This is a genomic window from Flavobacterium micromati (assembly GCF_900129585.1).
In the GTDB taxonomy this organism is placed as follows: domain Bacteria; phylum Bacteroidota; class Bacteroidia; order Flavobacteriales; family Flavobacteriaceae; genus Flavobacterium; species Flavobacterium micromati.
The window spans coordinates 14,325-30,270 of the sequence record NZ_FQWF01000017.1 but is presented as its reverse complement, the minus strand read 5'-3'; the positions used below and the strand labels follow the sequence as shown (position 1 = coordinate 30,270).

At 32.8% G+C, this 15,946-nt stretch carries 12 protein-coding genes; 10 read left to right on the top strand and 2 right to left on the bottom strand.

Features of this window, described 5'->3' with window-relative positions; translation table 11 throughout:
* The first annotated feature begins 96 nt into the window (after positions 1-96).
* The 3 genes from BUB42_RS15165 to BUB42_RS15155 all read left to right on the top strand — a co-directional run bounded on the left by BUB42_RS15165 (position 97) and on the right by BUB42_RS15155 (position 4,998).
* On the top strand, positions 97-1,569 hold the full coding sequence (locus BUB42_RS15165) for a hypothetical protein (protein ID WP_073021889.1): 1,473 nt from the start codon (positions 97-99) through the stop codon (positions 1,567-1,569).
* A 106-nt stretch (positions 1,570-1,675) separates the two neighbouring features.
* Positions 1,676-3,637, top strand: a complete 1,962-nt coding sequence (locus tag BUB42_RS15160) for a KUP/HAK/KT family potassium transporter (RefSeq protein WP_073021887.1) — start codon at positions 1,676-1,678, stop codon at positions 3,635-3,637.
* 137 nt (positions 3,638-3,774) lie between these two features.
* Positions 3,775-4,998 carry an RsmB/NOP family class I SAM-dependent RNA methyltransferase gene (locus BUB42_RS15155; RefSeq protein WP_073021885.1) on the top strand — a complete coding sequence of 408 codons (1,224 nt, stop codon included), beginning with the start codon at positions 3,775-3,777 and terminating at the stop codon, positions 4,996-4,998.
* Positions 4,999-5,170: 172 nt separating this feature from the next.
* Here the strand turns inward: BUB42_RS15155 and rho are convergent, their stop codons facing one another.
* Entirely contained in the window at positions 5,171-6,955 is a 1,785-nt protein-coding gene (gene rho / locus BUB42_RS15150) for a transcription termination factor Rho (protein WP_073021883.1), read from the bottom strand.
* Between the two features lie 182 nt (positions 6,956-7,137).
* Between rho and BUB42_RS15145 the strand changes: the two genes are divergently transcribed.
* The 3 genes from BUB42_RS15145 (at position 7,138) to BUB42_RS15135 (ending at position 10,201) form a co-directional block, all read left to right on the top strand.
* Entirely contained in the window at positions 7,138-7,551 is a 414-nt protein-coding gene (locus tag BUB42_RS15145; protein WP_073021881.1) for a DUF4293 domain-containing protein, read from the top strand.
* Positions 7,552-7,700: 149 nt separating this feature from the next.
* Positions 7,701-8,363 carry a response regulator gene (locus BUB42_RS15140; protein WP_073021879.1) on the top strand — a complete coding sequence of 221 codons (663 nt, stop codon included), beginning with the start codon at positions 7,701-7,703 and terminating at the stop codon, positions 8,361-8,363.
* A gap of 110 nt (positions 8,364-8,473) precedes the next feature.
* Entirely contained in the window at positions 8,474-10,201 is a 1,728-nt protein-coding gene (locus BUB42_RS15135; protein WP_073021877.1) for a tetratricopeptide repeat-containing sensor histidine kinase, read from the top strand.
* Here the strand turns inward: BUB42_RS15135 and BUB42_RS15130 are convergent.
* Complete coding sequence (locus BUB42_RS15130; protein WP_073021876.1) at positions 10,176-10,673, bottom strand: metallophosphoesterase family protein; 498 nt, start codon at positions 10,671-10,673, stop codon at positions 10,176-10,178. The genes BUB42_RS15135 and BUB42_RS15130 overlap by 26 nt on opposite strands.
* Before the next feature lie 222 nt (positions 10,674-10,895).
* On the opposite strand from BUB42_RS15130, the gene truA reads away from it, so the two are divergent.
* The 4 genes from truA to lpdA all read left to right on the top strand — a co-directional run bounded on the left by truA (position 10,896) and on the right by lpdA (position 15,650).
* Positions 10,896-11,645: a tRNA pseudouridine(38-40) synthase TruA gene (gene truA / locus BUB42_RS15125; RefSeq protein WP_073021874.1), complete on the top strand. Its 750-nt coding sequence runs from the start codon at positions 10,896-10,898 to the stop codon at positions 11,643-11,645.
* A gap of 97 nt (positions 11,646-11,742) precedes the next feature.
* Entirely contained in the window at positions 11,743-13,497 is a 1,755-nt protein-coding gene (locus BUB42_RS15120; protein WP_073021872.1) for an ABC transporter ATP-binding protein, read from the top strand.
* A gap of 51 nt (positions 13,498-13,548) precedes the next feature.
* Positions 13,549-14,094, top strand: a complete 546-nt coding sequence (locus BUB42_RS15115) for a hypothetical protein (protein ID WP_073021870.1) — start codon at positions 13,549-13,551, stop codon at positions 14,092-14,094.
* Between the two features lie 167 nt (positions 14,095-14,261).
* Entirely contained in the window at positions 14,262-15,650 is a 1,389-nt protein-coding gene (lpdA, locus tag BUB42_RS15110) for a dihydrolipoyl dehydrogenase (RefSeq protein ID WP_073021869.1), read from the top strand.
* The last annotated feature ends 296 nt before the right edge of the window (positions 15,651-15,946 follow it).

Below are 15,946 nucleotides of genomic sequence, written 5' to 3'. Positions count from 1 at the left end.
TTAAATGCTAATTTACAAAAATTACAATTAGTGGTAAAAAGCTATTGGCATAGTAATTGGATATTGTCAAAAACGAACCCTTAAATCCCATACATCATGAAAACGAAACTAATACTATACAGTTTACTTTTAATTATATTCTCAGCACAATTACAAGCGCAAAATAGAACAATAGTAAACGCTTCAAATGCTGAAATAAGCGATAATCTGGATTTGAGAGCCGTTGCTTCTATTTTTGGCGATTCAGAAAATATTCAAGATTTTGAACGCCGACTTAACGATCCTCAAGTTCAAATTTCAAATTTAGATTTGAATAATGATGATCAAGTAGATTATTTGAGAGTGCTTGAAACAGTTGAACAAAGAACACATTTAATAGTTATTCAAGCAGTTTTAGATCGGGATGTTTATCAAGATGTTGCAACAATTGATGTGGAAAAAGATAGATCTAACAACATTCACATACAAGTAGTGGGGAATTCGTTTATGTACGGTCAAAATTATATATATGAGCCTGTATATTTTAATACACCCATCATTTATAATACTTTTTGGACTCCTAATTATCGCCCTTATTATTCTGCTTGGAATTGGAATTACTATCCGTCCTATTATAATACTTGGAATCCGTTCCCGGTATTTAGATATAGAAATAATATTAATATTTGCTTTACAAACAATAACTATTATAACTACGTCAACCAAAGAAGAAGCGATCACGCTGTAGTTTTGTACAACGCAAGACGTTCTAATGGCTATGAGAGATTACATCCCGAATATTCATTTTCAAGAAGAAATGCAAACGTCAACAATCGCTTTGAATTAGTTCAAGGTAGAATTTCAAGAAATGAAGTTGGTTATAGAGATCGAAACGCTGCAGCAATAAGAGATTATGTTCCCGGAAATCGTTCGTCAAGAGAAACTGCGGTACAAAATCGCACATCTTCAAGAGCCTATTCGGAAAGTAGAAGCAACCGAACAACTGAGAACGTATCACCACGAATTAACTCAACAACAACTAATTCCCGAAATAGGTCAAATTCCTCAATTGGTGTAAGTCCGACAAAAAGAGAATCTACAACTGATTATTCTAGAAATAGAGAAAACTCTTCTAGGAACAATTCATCTGTAAGCATAGATAGAAACCAATCTAACTCTCAAAATAGGACTAGACAATCAAGTGAAGGTTCAACTCAACGCACACAATCAACAAGAGATTATTCTCAAAACAGGAATATTCAGGCAACAGAGGGTTCAGTTCAACGCACACAATCAACAAGAGATTATTCTCAAAACAGGAATAGTCAGGCAACAGAGGGTTCAGTTCAACGCACACAATCAACAAAAGATTATTCTCAAAACAGGAATAGTCAGGCAAAAGAGGGTTCAGCTCAACGCACACAATCAACAAAAGATTATTCTGAAAACAGAAGGAATACTAATCGAGAAACGGCCTCTAAAAGAGCGGAAACAAATAATAGAAGTAGCTCTTCAAGAAACACTGCACCGCAAAACATAGATTCGCAAAGAGGTAAATCTTCTACAAAAAATGATAATAGAAGATCTTAAGAAAAAAATTGTAAAACACGGTTTATAAAACCGTGTTTTTTTATTGTAGAAAAAGCTACATTTTATTTTAAAAGTGTACTTTTGACAAGTTTTTTAAAATCAGTACATGAGCGCAGCGCACAAAGATTTGCATAGTAAATGGACATTAGGAGGTCTATTAATTTCATTAGGAATAATTTACGGTGATATTGGAACTTCCCCACTGTACGTAATGAAAGCCATTTTAGGAGATCATATAATTGATGCGGATGTTGTATTAGGTGGCGTTTCAGCTGTTTTTTGGACTTTGACGCTACAAACGACTATTAAATACGTGTTGATCACACTAAGTGCAGACAATCACGGTGAAGGTGGGATTTTTGCACTGTACGCGTTAGTCAAAAAAACAAAAATTAGATGGTTAATTATCCCCGCAATTATAGGTGGTAGTGCACTACTAGCTGATGGTATCATTACTCCTCCTATCTCTGTGTCATCAGCAGTTGAAGGAATTAGAACATTCTATCCAGAAATAAATACAATTCCAATTGTCATTAGTATCCTATTTGTTTTATTTGCAATACAGCAATTTGGTACAAAATTAGTAGGTAAATTTTTTGCTCCTATGATGTTGGTTTGGTTTGGAATGCTAGCCATTTTAGGATTATCTCAAATTGGACAAAATATTGAAGTTTTAAAAGCGGTAAACCCGTATTATGCTTATCATTTGTTAAGCATTCACCCTGAAGGATTTTTTGTGTTGGGTTTTGTTTTCCTATGTACAACGGGAGCCGAAGCGCTATATTCAGATATGGGTCATTGCGGTCGTAAGAATATTAGAATCAGCTGGATCTTTGTAAAAACTGCTCTAGTTTTAAACTATTTTGGCCAAGCAGCGTATTTAATTAATCATCAAGGTGAAACTCTGCAGACACTTGGAGGTAAAAATGGAAATCCATTCTATTTAATAATGCCTGACTGGTTTCAACCAATAGGAATCGTAATTGCAACACTTGCAGCGGTAATAGCTTCACAAGCATTAATAAGTGGATCATTCACACTGATAAACGAGGCGATGCGACTAAATTTTTGGCCCAAAGTAAAAATCAAATATCCTACTGAATTAAAAGGACAATTGTACATTCCTTCTATCAACTGGTTACTTTTTATTGGTTGTGTTGGAATAGTTTTGCATTTTGAAGAGTCAAGTAATATGGAGCATGCTTATGGTTTAGCTATCATTTTATGTATGATTATGACCACTATTTTGCTTAATTTTTATTTGATAATGAAAAGGGTGAAATTATACTTTATTATACCATTAATAACCATTTATTTAATGATTGAATTTAGCTTTCTTGCTGCCAATATTACAAAGTTTGCGGAAGGTGGCTACGTAACATTGTTTATTGCAATCACGTTGATAAGTATAATGACAACTTGGTATTTAGCGAAACAAATTAATAAAAGCTACACCAAAATTGTCAAAATAGAAGATTATAAAAAAGTGCTCAGAGAATTGAGTACCGACTTGTCAATACCAAAATACGCAACCCATCTTGTTTATATGACTAATGCAAGTAGAGCGGATGAAATTGAAGAGAAAGTGATGTACTCTATCTTGCAAAAGAGACCCAAAAGAGCTGATATATATTGGTTTGTCCATGTAAATATATTAACAGAACCGTACAAAGCTGAGTACAAAGTGAACGAAATTGTCAAAGACGATTTGTATCGAGTTGATTTTAATCTTGGTTTTAGAGAACCTACTAAAATTAACTTAATGTTTAGAGAAGTTATAAGAGATATGGTTAAAAAAGGAGAGGTAGACATTACTAGTAGATATGAATCACTAAATAAAAACAATATTATAGGTGATTTTAAATTTGTTCTGTCTGAAAAATTTCTTTCTAATGACAGCGATCTACTATGGCATGAAAAAATAATAATGAACTCTTATTTTCTAATTAAAAAATTAAGTTTATCTGAAGAAAGAGCTTTTGGCTTGGACAGCAGTTCAGTAAAAATTGAAAAGTTTCCATTAGTACTTCACGCTCCAGAAAAAATGGATTTAAAGAGAATTAAATAGTGGAGCTCCGTTTTAAATTGAAAAACATTGTATTTAATACGGTGTTTTTTTTTGACGAAAAATTTAAAATCAACATATATTACTTATCGCAAAACATTAAGTCAATTAATAGTACCTTTGCACCTCAATAATTTAAAATGAGATTACACAGAAATTTAGTTTACACAACAATAGATGCATTGAACGCCATTTTTAACGAAGGTGAATATGCTGATAAAGTAGTTGCAAGATCCTTAAAAAAAGATAAACGTTGGGGAAGTTCCGACAGAAAATTTGTGGCAGAAACCATCTACGAAATAGTACGTTGGAAACGATTATATGCAGAAATTGCCGAGGTCAAAGAGCCTTTTGATAGAGACAATCTTTGGAGAATGTTTTCGGTTTGGGCCGTTTTAAGAGGCTACCCAATTCCTGATTGGCGCCAATTAGAAGGAACTCCTGAACGAAAAATTAAAGGTCGTTTTGACGAACTTTCAAAAGTGAGAGCATTAAAAGAATCGATTCCTGACTGGATGGATGAACTAGGTGCAAAAGAATTAGGAGAGAAAGTGTGGGCAACAGAAATTGCTGCTCAAAACCAACCTGCAAAGGTAATTCTCCGAGTGAATACCCTTAAAACTACTAGAGAAGTACTTCGTGCAATTTTAATGGATTTAGATATTGACACAGAAACATTAAAAAATCAGCCTGATGCTTTGGTTTTAAAAGAAAGAGCTAATGTATTCTTGACTGATGCCTTTAAACAAGGTTTCTTTGAAGTGCAAGATGCGAACTCGCAATTAGTTGCAGCTTTCCTTGATGTAAAACCCGGAATGCGCGTTGTTGACACTTGTGCAGGCGCAGGCGGAAAAACATTGCATATTGCGGCATTGATGGAAAACAAAGGACAGTTGATTGCAATGGATTTGTATGAAAGCAAATTGAAGCAGTTAAAAATTAGAGCTAAAAGAGATGGTGCTTTTAATATTGAGTACCGAATCATAGACTCAACAAAGATTATAAAAAAACTACATGAAAAAGCTGATCGTGTTCTTATAGATGCACCATGCAGCGGTTTAGGAGTTTTGAAAAGAAATCCAGATGCAAAATGGAAATTGCAACCAGAATTCATCGATAATATCCGGAAAGTGCAATCAGAGGTTTTAGAAAGTTACTCTAAAATTGTAAAACCGGGCGGAAAATTAGTTTATGCAACATGCTCCGTGCTACCATCTGAAAATCAGGATCAAGTGGCTCGTTTTTTAACTACGGATATTGGAAAGCAGTTCAATTTTATAAAAGATCAAAAAATCCTAGCATCAGAATCAGGTTTCGATGGATTTTATATGGCACTATTAGAACGCAAAGAACAAAAAGATTAAATTCCAAATTTAAAATTCCAAATTCCAATACTTAAATTCCAAATTCCAATAATGGGATATAAAAAAAACTCCGATTTTCAAATTTGAAAATCGGAGTTTCTTATTTTTATAACTTTGGGATTTGGGATTTGGGATTTGGAATTTGGGATTTGGGATTTGGAATTTGGAATTTCTAATCATTCATAGAAATCAAAAATTCTTCGTTATTTCTTGTTTTCTTAAAGCGGTCATTAATAAAATCCATTGCTTCAACAGGATTCATATCAGAAAGGTATTTTCTCATAATCCACATGCGTTGTAATGTTTTTGGGTCTAACAACATATCGTCTCTTCTAGTGCTTGACGAAGTTAAATCAATTGCTGGAAAAATACGCTTATTGGCAATTTTTCTATCAAGTTGAAGTTCCATATTACCCGTTCCTTTAAATTCTTCAAAGATAACTTCGTCCATTTTTGAACCCGTTTCTGTCAATGCAGTTGCAATTATACTTAAAGATCCACCATTTTCTACATTTCTTGCGGCACCAAAAAATCGTTTTGGTTTCTGCAAAGCATTAGCATCAACACCACCACTTAATACTTTCCCTGAGGCAGGTTGAACGGTATTATAAGCGCGCGCTAAACGAGTTATAGAATCAAGCAAAATCACCACGTCATGACCACATTCTACTAAGCGTTTTGCTTTTTCAAGGACAATATTAGCAATTTTCACATGTTCTTGTGGCTCTCTATCAAATGTAGAAGCGATTACTTCCCCACGCACAGAACGTTGCATATCTGTAACTTCTTCTGGTCGTTCATCAATAAGTAAAACAATTAAATAAACTTCAGGATGATTTGCTGCAATGGCATTGGCAATATCTTTAAGTAGCATCGTTTTACCAGTTTTTGGTTGTGCTACAATCATACCACGCTGTCCCTTCCCTATTGGTGAAAAAAGATCAATGATACGAGTTGAAATTGTGCTTTGCTTTTCAGCCAATTTGAATTTTTCTGATGGAAAAACAGGAGTTAAATGTTCAAATGAAACTCTATCGCGAACCACTTGAGGATCGTGGCCATTTATTTTTAAAACTCGAACTAATGGAAAAAATTTCTCTCCTTCTTTTGGCGGACGAACCACACCTTTTACAGTATCTCCAGTTTTCAGACCAAACAATCTAATTTGTGAAGTTGATAAATAAATATCGTCGGGCGAAGCTAAATAATTGTAATCAGATGAACGTAAAAAACCGTATCCGTCAGGCATCATTTCAAGAACGCCTTCACTTTCTATAATTCCGTCAAACTCAAAATCAGAAGCTGCAAAATTGCTTTTCTTGCTTTTAAAGCTCGGGTTTTGGTTTCCGTTTTGGTTTCCATTTGCATTTTGATTTTGTTTATGCAACTGGTTTGGATTTATTTTCTTGACCGGAATTACTACTTCTGGTTTTTCTACAATAAGTACCTCAGCATCATTCTCAATCTCTTTGGTCGTATCTTTTATAATATCCGTAACGTCTTCTTTAGTCTTTTTTAAAGCAATTTTTTTTTCATAAGCCGACTTATTGAATTTAATTACTTTGCTAACTTTTTTGTCATCTCCAATCTCTGCAACAGTGGTTTCGATAATTTGTGAAGGTTCTATTTGTTCTGACAAGGATCCAGAAACAGGATCTTCAGCAAGATTAATTATTTCAATAGGAGTTTCTTCAGTTTCAAAAAGGGATTTTGTTCTCGATTTCTGAATAGCTGCTTTTTTTACTGGAACTATTCGGGCACGCTTAGGTTTGTCCTCCTCTAAATTACTATCTAAATTGCTATTAGTAGAAGTTTCTCCGTTAGAAGCTTGGTATTCTAAAATTTGATCCACTAAAGTATCTTTTTTTATACCGTTAAATTTTATAGTTTTAGTTGCCTTAGCAATTTCTTGAAGCTCGGAAAGCTTCATTTCTTTTAATGCAGAAATATTAAACATGAATGTTCTATGAGTTTAATTAATTTTTTTGGGAAATGTAAAAAAATAGGTAGTAACTTTAAATTGAATGAACCGCAGTATGAAGTGCTTACGGTATTATCATGCAATAATACGAATAAATTTTAATCAGACAATAGTATTTTTAAAAAAGAAAATATATTTTTGTGAAACATAACTACCCGATGATACAAAGAATTCAAACTATTTATTTACTTTTAGCTTTTGTTGTAACAGGAATTTTATTATTTTTCATTCCATTGTGGACAATGAGCAACAGTAAAGATTTTTATTTCATGCAAAGCGAAACATATACTATCTTGCTAGGTTTGAGTACAACGTTATCTGTGGTAAGTATTTTATCCTATAAAAAAAGACAAAATCAGTTTGTCATCGGCAGATTGAATATCATATTAAATTTGATTTTATTAGGATTGTTTGTATATCGTTCACTAAATTTATCTGGAGAAACACCTGCTGTTTCTGAGAAAGGTATTGGGATGTTTCTTCCTGTAATTGTTATCGTTTTATTAGTTTTAGCTAATAAGGCCATTAAAAAGGATGAAGATCTTGTAAAATCTGTGGATAGATTGAGGTAAACCTATAAACTTTAGTTTATTAGTGCGAAGGAAACCCGAATGTTACATTCGGGTTTTTTTGTGCTATTTAGTAAAAATTTAATAACATAAATCTTAAAATTAACGCTCGCTTATTAATTTTTCATAAATTTGAAGTTAATTATGATGACATGATAAATAAAACTCGAATTCACCTAGCTGACGATCACCAAATACTAATAGATGGCATTAAAACCTTGTTGCAAACTAATGCTTCTTTTGAAGTTGTAGGAACATCGGTAAACGGTATAAACTTATTTGACGAAGTAAGCAGCAACAATGTTGATATACTGATTTTGGATATTAATATGCCCGGAAAAGATGGAATTGAAGTTATCAAAGAATTTGTAAAGAAAGGGTTTCCGTGTAAGGTGATAATTTTATCGAGTCATGATGATTTACGAATTATCAAAGAAGTCATGAATCTTGGCGGTAGTGCATATCTAACCAAAAAATGTGCGGGCGAAAATATAATTGATGCCATTCTCGCTGTCAACAGAGGAGAAGAATATTTTTGTCGCGATGTTCATCAAAAAATATTTACCACAGTTACAAAAGGCAATCTAAAGCTCAATAAACGCGAACTACATAATAACGTGATTTTAACTGAACGTGAATTAGAAATCATTATTTTAATATCTCTGGAATTTAGCGGTAAAGAAATTAGCGATCAGTTATTTATTAGTGCTAATACTGTTGAAACACATCGAAAAAATATTATGAAAAAACTAGATGCTAAAAATTCCATTAGTTTAGTTAAGTATGCCATAAAAAATAAATTAGTAAAACCGTAACCACATGCGTTGGTTAGCTTCCCCTTGTTTCTAAATTCCTTCCAGGCTACAAACTTTAATTTACCTACACAAACTCCCCTTTGTGTTGCCCCAAATCTAAAAATTCTCTTATGCCCCACAAATTGATTCATGCTAGGTTGATTATAATACTGTTTTTAGTTCTAAGTAATGCCTACGCAAATGAAGATAAAACTTCAAAAAAAGAGGCGTTTTTAATGAGTCAGGAAGCAATTTTATTAATGCAAAAGGGTAATTACGAGCAATCACTAATACAATCGAGGCGTGCTTTAACAATGGCAATCCATTTAAAAGATAACAAACTTATTGCAAACTGTTATAACACCATTGCAGCAAATTTTGATCAACTATCTGAATACGATAAAGCTTTTTTTTATTACAATAAAGGTCTAATATATGCAGATAAAACCAATGATGATGAATTGAAAAATTGGCTGAATAATAATTTAGGGAATATTTATTGCTTTGATAAAAAACAATATGAAAAAGGAATTTACCATTATAAAAGATCTTTGCAATACAGCACAAATATCAAAGATTCAGCGCAAATCGTTTTTACAAACTTAAATTTAACATGGGCATATTTTGACATTGGACAATATAAGCAAGGTGTTGAATATTTAAATTATGTAAATAAACATCATGATAAACATGGTACTACCTCAACAGTTGTTGCGCTAAATATGCTTAACGGTATGTACCAAAGTTATCAAAACAATATTGATAAAGCCCAAAGTTATTTTAACAACGCTATACTACTAGGTAATGAAGGAAATGAGAAATCTGATCTTTCGTATTCCCACCTTGAATTTTCTAAATTCTTGTTCAAAAACAACAATTATAAAGAAGCGTACACACATCTTTTAATTTACAACGCTATTAATGAAGAGCTGGAAGATGAAGAAAAACATAGCAAAGCCAATGTTGCTGGTATAAATTTACAAATCGATGAATACAAAAGAGAAATCGATAAAATAGAAATTGAATACAAAACGAAAGAACAGTCACATTTACAACAACAATCAAAAAATAAAAAAATTCTTGTCGTGTTAATAGCGCTACTGATAATGCTTTTTTTCCTGTTTTATTTTTACGCCCAAAATGCTAAACTAAAACACAATAACAAATTAAAAGACATTCAAAGTAAAATTCAGGAGAATATAATAAATGCAACCATAAACGGTCAAGAAGTAGAACGTAAAAAAATTGCAGCATTTTTACATGACAATATCAGTGCATTACTGTCCTCTGCGGGAATGCATCTATTTGCACATATCAAACAAAATGAAACTTCTTCTCAAGAAATTATAAAAACTAAATCAATCTTAGCGCAAGCTCATGATCAAGTGCGTGACTTGTCGCACGAGCTTATGCCTTCTCTTCTAGCCCAATTTGGTTTATTTGAAGCATTAGATGATTTATGTGAAAAAAATTCCAATTCAATACTTCAATTTAAATACTCAAGTACAGTAGATAAAACCACACGATATGAAGAAGATTATGAAATGAAAATATATTTCATAATTATGGAACTACTTAATAACATTACAAAACACAGTGAGGCTGAGCATGCAAAAATAAGTCTTCAAGAACGAAATGGATCACTTAAAATAGTAATTATTGATAGCGGAAAAGGATTTGATACCAAAGAATTCAAAGTTCTAGAAGGATTCGGACTAAATCAAATTAAAGCACGACTAAACAATTTAAAAGGTGGTATTGTTATCAATTCTAAAATAAATGTCGGAACAACAATCAAAATGACTATTCCAATTGTTTATCTGAAAAAATTGGCTACACCCGTTTTTCAATCTCAATAATTTCTAAATCTTTGATTTTGTCACCATCAATCACAAAACGAAGCATTGTTCGTACTTGATGAAAACCACTTTTTCCGGCAGCTCCAGGATTCATGTGCAAAAAATTATTTTTTTTATCAAAAATCACTTTTAGAATGTGAGAATGACCACAAATAAATAACTTTGGCGGGTTTTCACTAATTTCAGCTTTAATATTAGGATTGTATTTTCCAGGATAACCACCTATGTGCGTAATCCAAACATCTACACCCTCACACATAAAACGATTGTGTAATGGGAATTCAAGCCGAGCTTTCGCATCATCAATATTACCGTAAACACATCGCAATGGCTTCAATTTCTTGATAGTGTCAGTGACTAGTAAGTCCCCAATATCTCCAGCGTGCCAAACTTCATCAGCTTGTTTTACATATTTTAAAATAGTGTCATCAATATGACTGTGTGTATCAGAGAGAAGAAGAATTTTTTTCAATGTAAGTTTTTTTGGAGCTATTTCCAGCTTTTCGTTTCAATCTTTTTATTCGCTAAGGCGAATAAAAAGGATTTTCTCTTCAATCTGGGCTATGTATTTCGGTAAAAATAGACATTCCGATTTCAAATTAAAAATCAAAGTTAAAACTTAATCAACTTTGACTATTATCAACTTCGTAGCCAAAAAATTAATAAGTATCTTTGTGGCTTCAAAAAAATCAGATTGAGATATTTTATAAAATTAGCGTATAATGGGACTCATTATCATGGTTGGCAACACCAACCTAATGCTTCATCAGTACAAGAAACGATGAACAAAGCTATTTCAACTTTATTAAATACTGAAATCAAAGTAATGGGAGCAGGACGAACAGATACGGGAGTTCATGCTTCCGAAATGTATGCGCATTTTGATTATGACAAGACAATTGACGTTCTTAATATTGTTCACAAACTAAACTCTTATTTACCAAAAGACATTGTAATTCACAATATCATTCAAGTTGCTGATGATGCACATTGCAGATTTGATGCCGTAAAAAGAACGTATGAATACCATATTAACACTTTTAAAGATCCTTTTTTGCAGCAACAAAGTTATTATTTTCATCAGCCTTTGGATGTTAATCTTATGAACGAAGCGGCAAAAATATTATTAAAACATACTAATTTTCAATGTTTCTCCAAAGTAAATACCGATGTCAATACATTTGATTGCACCATTTTTGATGCGCATTGGACTCGAGGCTTAGACAAACAAGAAAGTGGAAAACTTGTTTTTACCATTTCGGCCAATCGATTTTTGAGAAATATGGTTCGCGCAATTGTAGGCACTTTAATAAATATAGGTTTGCATAAAATTTCGATAAATGATTTCGAAAATGTTATAAAAAGTAAAAACAGAGATAAAGCTGGTTTTTCGGTTCCAGCACATGGTTTATATTTAACCAAAATAGAGTACGATTATTTGTAAGAAAAGAAATTAGTCCCTAGTGATTACTCCCAAGATATAGTAGGATAAAACTAAGGACTGAAAACTAAGGACTAAGGATTAAGGACTAAATAAAAAAATGAAAGCAAAAGCATTTGACACCAGATTATTTAAACGAATATTAAAATTTACAAAACCTTATCAGAGGCGGTTTAATGGCGTGATTGTGTTCGCTATTTCGTTATCTGTTTTTGCAGCATTGCGTCCCTATTTGTTAAAACAAACTGTTGACGGTTACATTTCGACCCAAGATCAACAAGGGTTATTATTTTATGTAATATTGATGGGTATTGTACTTTTACTAGAGGTATTTTCTCAATTTTACTTTGTTTATTGGGCAAACTGGCTGGGTCAAGATATTGTAAAAGACATTCGGACTAAACTGTTTCACCATATTTTAAGTTTCCGAATGAAATATTTTGATCATGTTCCTGTGGGGCAACTTGTAACGCGCTCTGTTTCGGATATTGAATCGATTGCTCGTATTTTTAGCCAAGGTTTATTCATGATTATTAGTGACTTGATGAAAATGCTCGTCGTTTTGATTTTTATGTTTTATATGAACTGGAAACTCACGTGGATAGTGATTATAGCGATGCCCGTTTTAGTTTTTTTTACAAGAATATTTCAACGAAAAATGCAAGTCGCTTTTGAAGAAGTGCGAAACCAAATTGCCAACATGAACTCTTTCGTGCAGGAGAGAGTGACAGGAATGAAGATTGTTCAGCTTTTTAATCGTGAAAAAATCGAATATGAAAAATTCAAAGAAATTAATGACAAGCATAAAAAAGCTTGGATAAAAACTATTCTTTATAACTCCATTTTCTTTCCTATTGCTGATATTATTTCATCACTTACATTAGGTTTCATTGTGCTGTATGGTGGTATAAAGATTTTGAATGGCGATAATTTTACCACCTTTGGAGATTTATTTTCTTATACTATGTTTATCGCGATGTTGTTTAATCCTTTGCGTCAAATAGCAGATAAGTTTAACGAAATGCAATTGGGAATGATTGCCGCAAATCGAGTTTTTGAAATTTTAGATACCCAAGATCATATTCAAGATACTGGAATTATAGAAGCGCCTACATTTAAAGGTGATATTGAATTTAAAGAGGTACGTTTTGGATACATTCCAAACGAGGAGGTTATAAAAGGAATTAATTTAGAGGTAAATGCAGGGCAAACCATCGCTATTGTAGGATCGACAGGCGCTGGAAAATCAACGATTATCAATTTACTAAATCGCTTTTACGAAATTAACAGTGGTTCGATTTACATTGACAAAAATAACATTGAGAATTATACTTTAGACTCATTGAGAAAGCAAATTGCAGTAGTACTACAAGATGTTTTCCTATTTGCAGATACAATTTTCAACAATATTACCCTTAATAATCCTGAAATTTCCCGCGAGCTGGTTTTGGCTGCAGCCAAAAAAATAGGCGTTCACGATTTTATCATGAGTTTGCCAGATAATTATGATTTTGATGTGAAAGAACGCGGTGTTATGCTTTCATCTGGACAACGACAATTGATTGCTTTTTTGAGAGCGTATGTCAGCAATCCAAGTATTTTGATTCTGGACGAAGCCACGTCTTCAATTGATACTTATTCAGAAGAATTGATTCAACGTGCAACTGAAACAATCACTAAAGGGAGAACATCAATTGTTATAGCGCACCGACTCGCAACGATTGTAAATGCCGATAAAATTGTAGTTATGGACAAAGGACTTATCGTTGAACAAGGAACTCATCAAGAACTGATAAATAGAGAAAGCGGTTATTATAAAGATTTATATGATTCACAGTTTGCTAATGTAGTTTAATAAGCCATTAAATTTACGCTCTCAAATATTCAAAGAAAACTTTACAAATTCATGAAAAAATTTATTGGTGTTATTTTAATTCTACTTGCTTACTCTTGTATTCCATTCCAAATTGCGCCTAACATCAAAGGAGAAAAATTAGTTAAAGCAAAAAAATTTAAAAAAAATCTTCCAAATTTTTATGGATTCATTTTTGAAGATACTAAGAACGCTAATGAATTTTATACTTTTATAAATACAAAATATAATTTAAAGCATAGTAATGTTGCGTCAAATGTTCCAATTATCATTAATAACAACACTTATTATTTATCTTTTTTTGAGCGAGAGAAATCCACAAAGACTTTAAATTTGATTCCAATAGTAGTCGACGTGAAGAGACAAAGTAACGGAAACGACCCATTATTAGAAGACCTTTACACCTCTAGAAGTGGCTATTGGTATTTAGTTCTTACAGTCGCAGACTCTGATATAAAAGACTGCCTTAAACCAAATTATCCCAAACGTGAAGAGATAGTTAGTCATTTAAAAAGTTTAAGAGATGAATATTTTACAACTAGCAATTACATGGAAGCTTATTTAAAAATGAAACAATAATTATTGTGAATTTCTATTAACTAATAAACTTCCAAAACGTCTAATTTTTTTTGAAATAAATGATTAATTTTGCAAACTGAAATCTATTTATAAAAATAATACAAGTAACACTAAAATAAAGTTTTAGAATTTCAAATTTATAAGTAAAAAAAACACAATAAAGAAAAATGAAATACGACATTATAGTTTTAGGAAGTGGTCCTGCAGGTTATGTAACTGCCATTAGAGCATCACAATTAGGCTTCAAAGTAGCAGTTATTGAAAAAGAAAGTCTTGGAGGTGTTTGTTTGAATTGGGGATGTATTCCAACAAAAGCATTATTAAAATCAGCACAAGTTTTTGATTATTTAAAACACGCTTCTGATTATGGATTGACAGTAAAGGAATTCGATAAAGATTTTAACGCTGTAGTAAATCGATCAAGAAATATAGCGGGAGACATGAGTAAAGGCGTTCAATTCTTGATGAAAAAAAATAAAATCGATGTAATTATTGGTTTTGGAAAACTAAAACCAGGTAAAAAAATTGATGTTACTGCTGCTGATAATACTGTTACTGAATACAGTGCAGACCATATCATAATTGCTACAGGAGCGCGCTCTCGTGAGTTGCCAAACTTGCCGCAAGATGGTGTAAAAGTAATTGGTTACAGACAAGCAATGACATTGCCAACACAACCTAAATCAATGATTATTGTTGGGTCTGGCGCGATAGGAGTAGAATTTGCACATTTCTATAATGCTATGGGAACTGATGTGACTATTGTCGAATTCTTACCATTAATTGTTCCATTTGAGGATGAGGATATTTCGAAACAAATGGAGCGTTCGATGAAAAAAGCAGGAGTGAAAATTATGACCAATTCTTCGGTAGAGCGTATTGATTCTTCTGGAGCCGGTGTAAAAGCATTTGTAAAAACTGCAAAAGGAGAAATAGAACTTGAAGCAGACATTTTACTTTCGGCTGTTGGAATCAAAACTAATATTGAAAATATAGGATTAGAAGAAGTAGGAATTGTCGTGGACAGAGATAAAATACTTGTAAACGAGTTTAATCAGACTAATATTCCAGGATATTACGCTATTGGGGATGTTACACCCGGACAAGCCTTAGCACATGTTGCCTCTGCTGAGGGAATCAATTGCGTAGAGAAAATTGCTGGTCTTCACGTAGAACCTATCGATTACGGAAACGTTCCTGGTTGTACGTATGCAACTCCAGAGATTGCGTCAGTAGGTATGACTGAAAAACAAGCTAAGGAAAAAGGATATGAATTGAAAATTGGTAAATTCCCGTTTTCTGCTTCTGGCAAGGCAAAAGCATCAGGTACGCCAGATGGTTTTGTAAAAGTAATTTTTGACGCAAAATATGGCGAATGGTTGGGATGTCACATGATTGGTGCTGGAGTTACAGATATGATTGCAGAAGCAATTGTAGCTCGTAAACTAGAAACAACTGGTCATGAAATCCTAAAAACAATTCACCCACATCCTACAATGAGTGAAGCCGTTATGGAAGCAGTTGCTGATGCTTATGGTGAAGTAATTCATTTGTAGAAAAGGGACGAAGGTTGAGGTACGAGGTAAGAAGTACGAGGTACGAAGGTTGAAATACGAGGAACGAAGGTTGAAGTACGACAGTTGAAGTGCGAGGAACGAAGGTTGAAGTACGAAGATTGAAGTATGAGGTACGAGGTACGAAGGTTGTAGTACGACAGTTGAAGTACGAGTTTAAGGTTTAAAATAATAGTAAAGATCCGATTGGTACGCCAGTCGGATCTTATTTTTTAGTCAAAAACTATTTTAGTGAAGTAATATCGTTTGGTGTTTAGTAAATCTTATGTTTTTAAAAA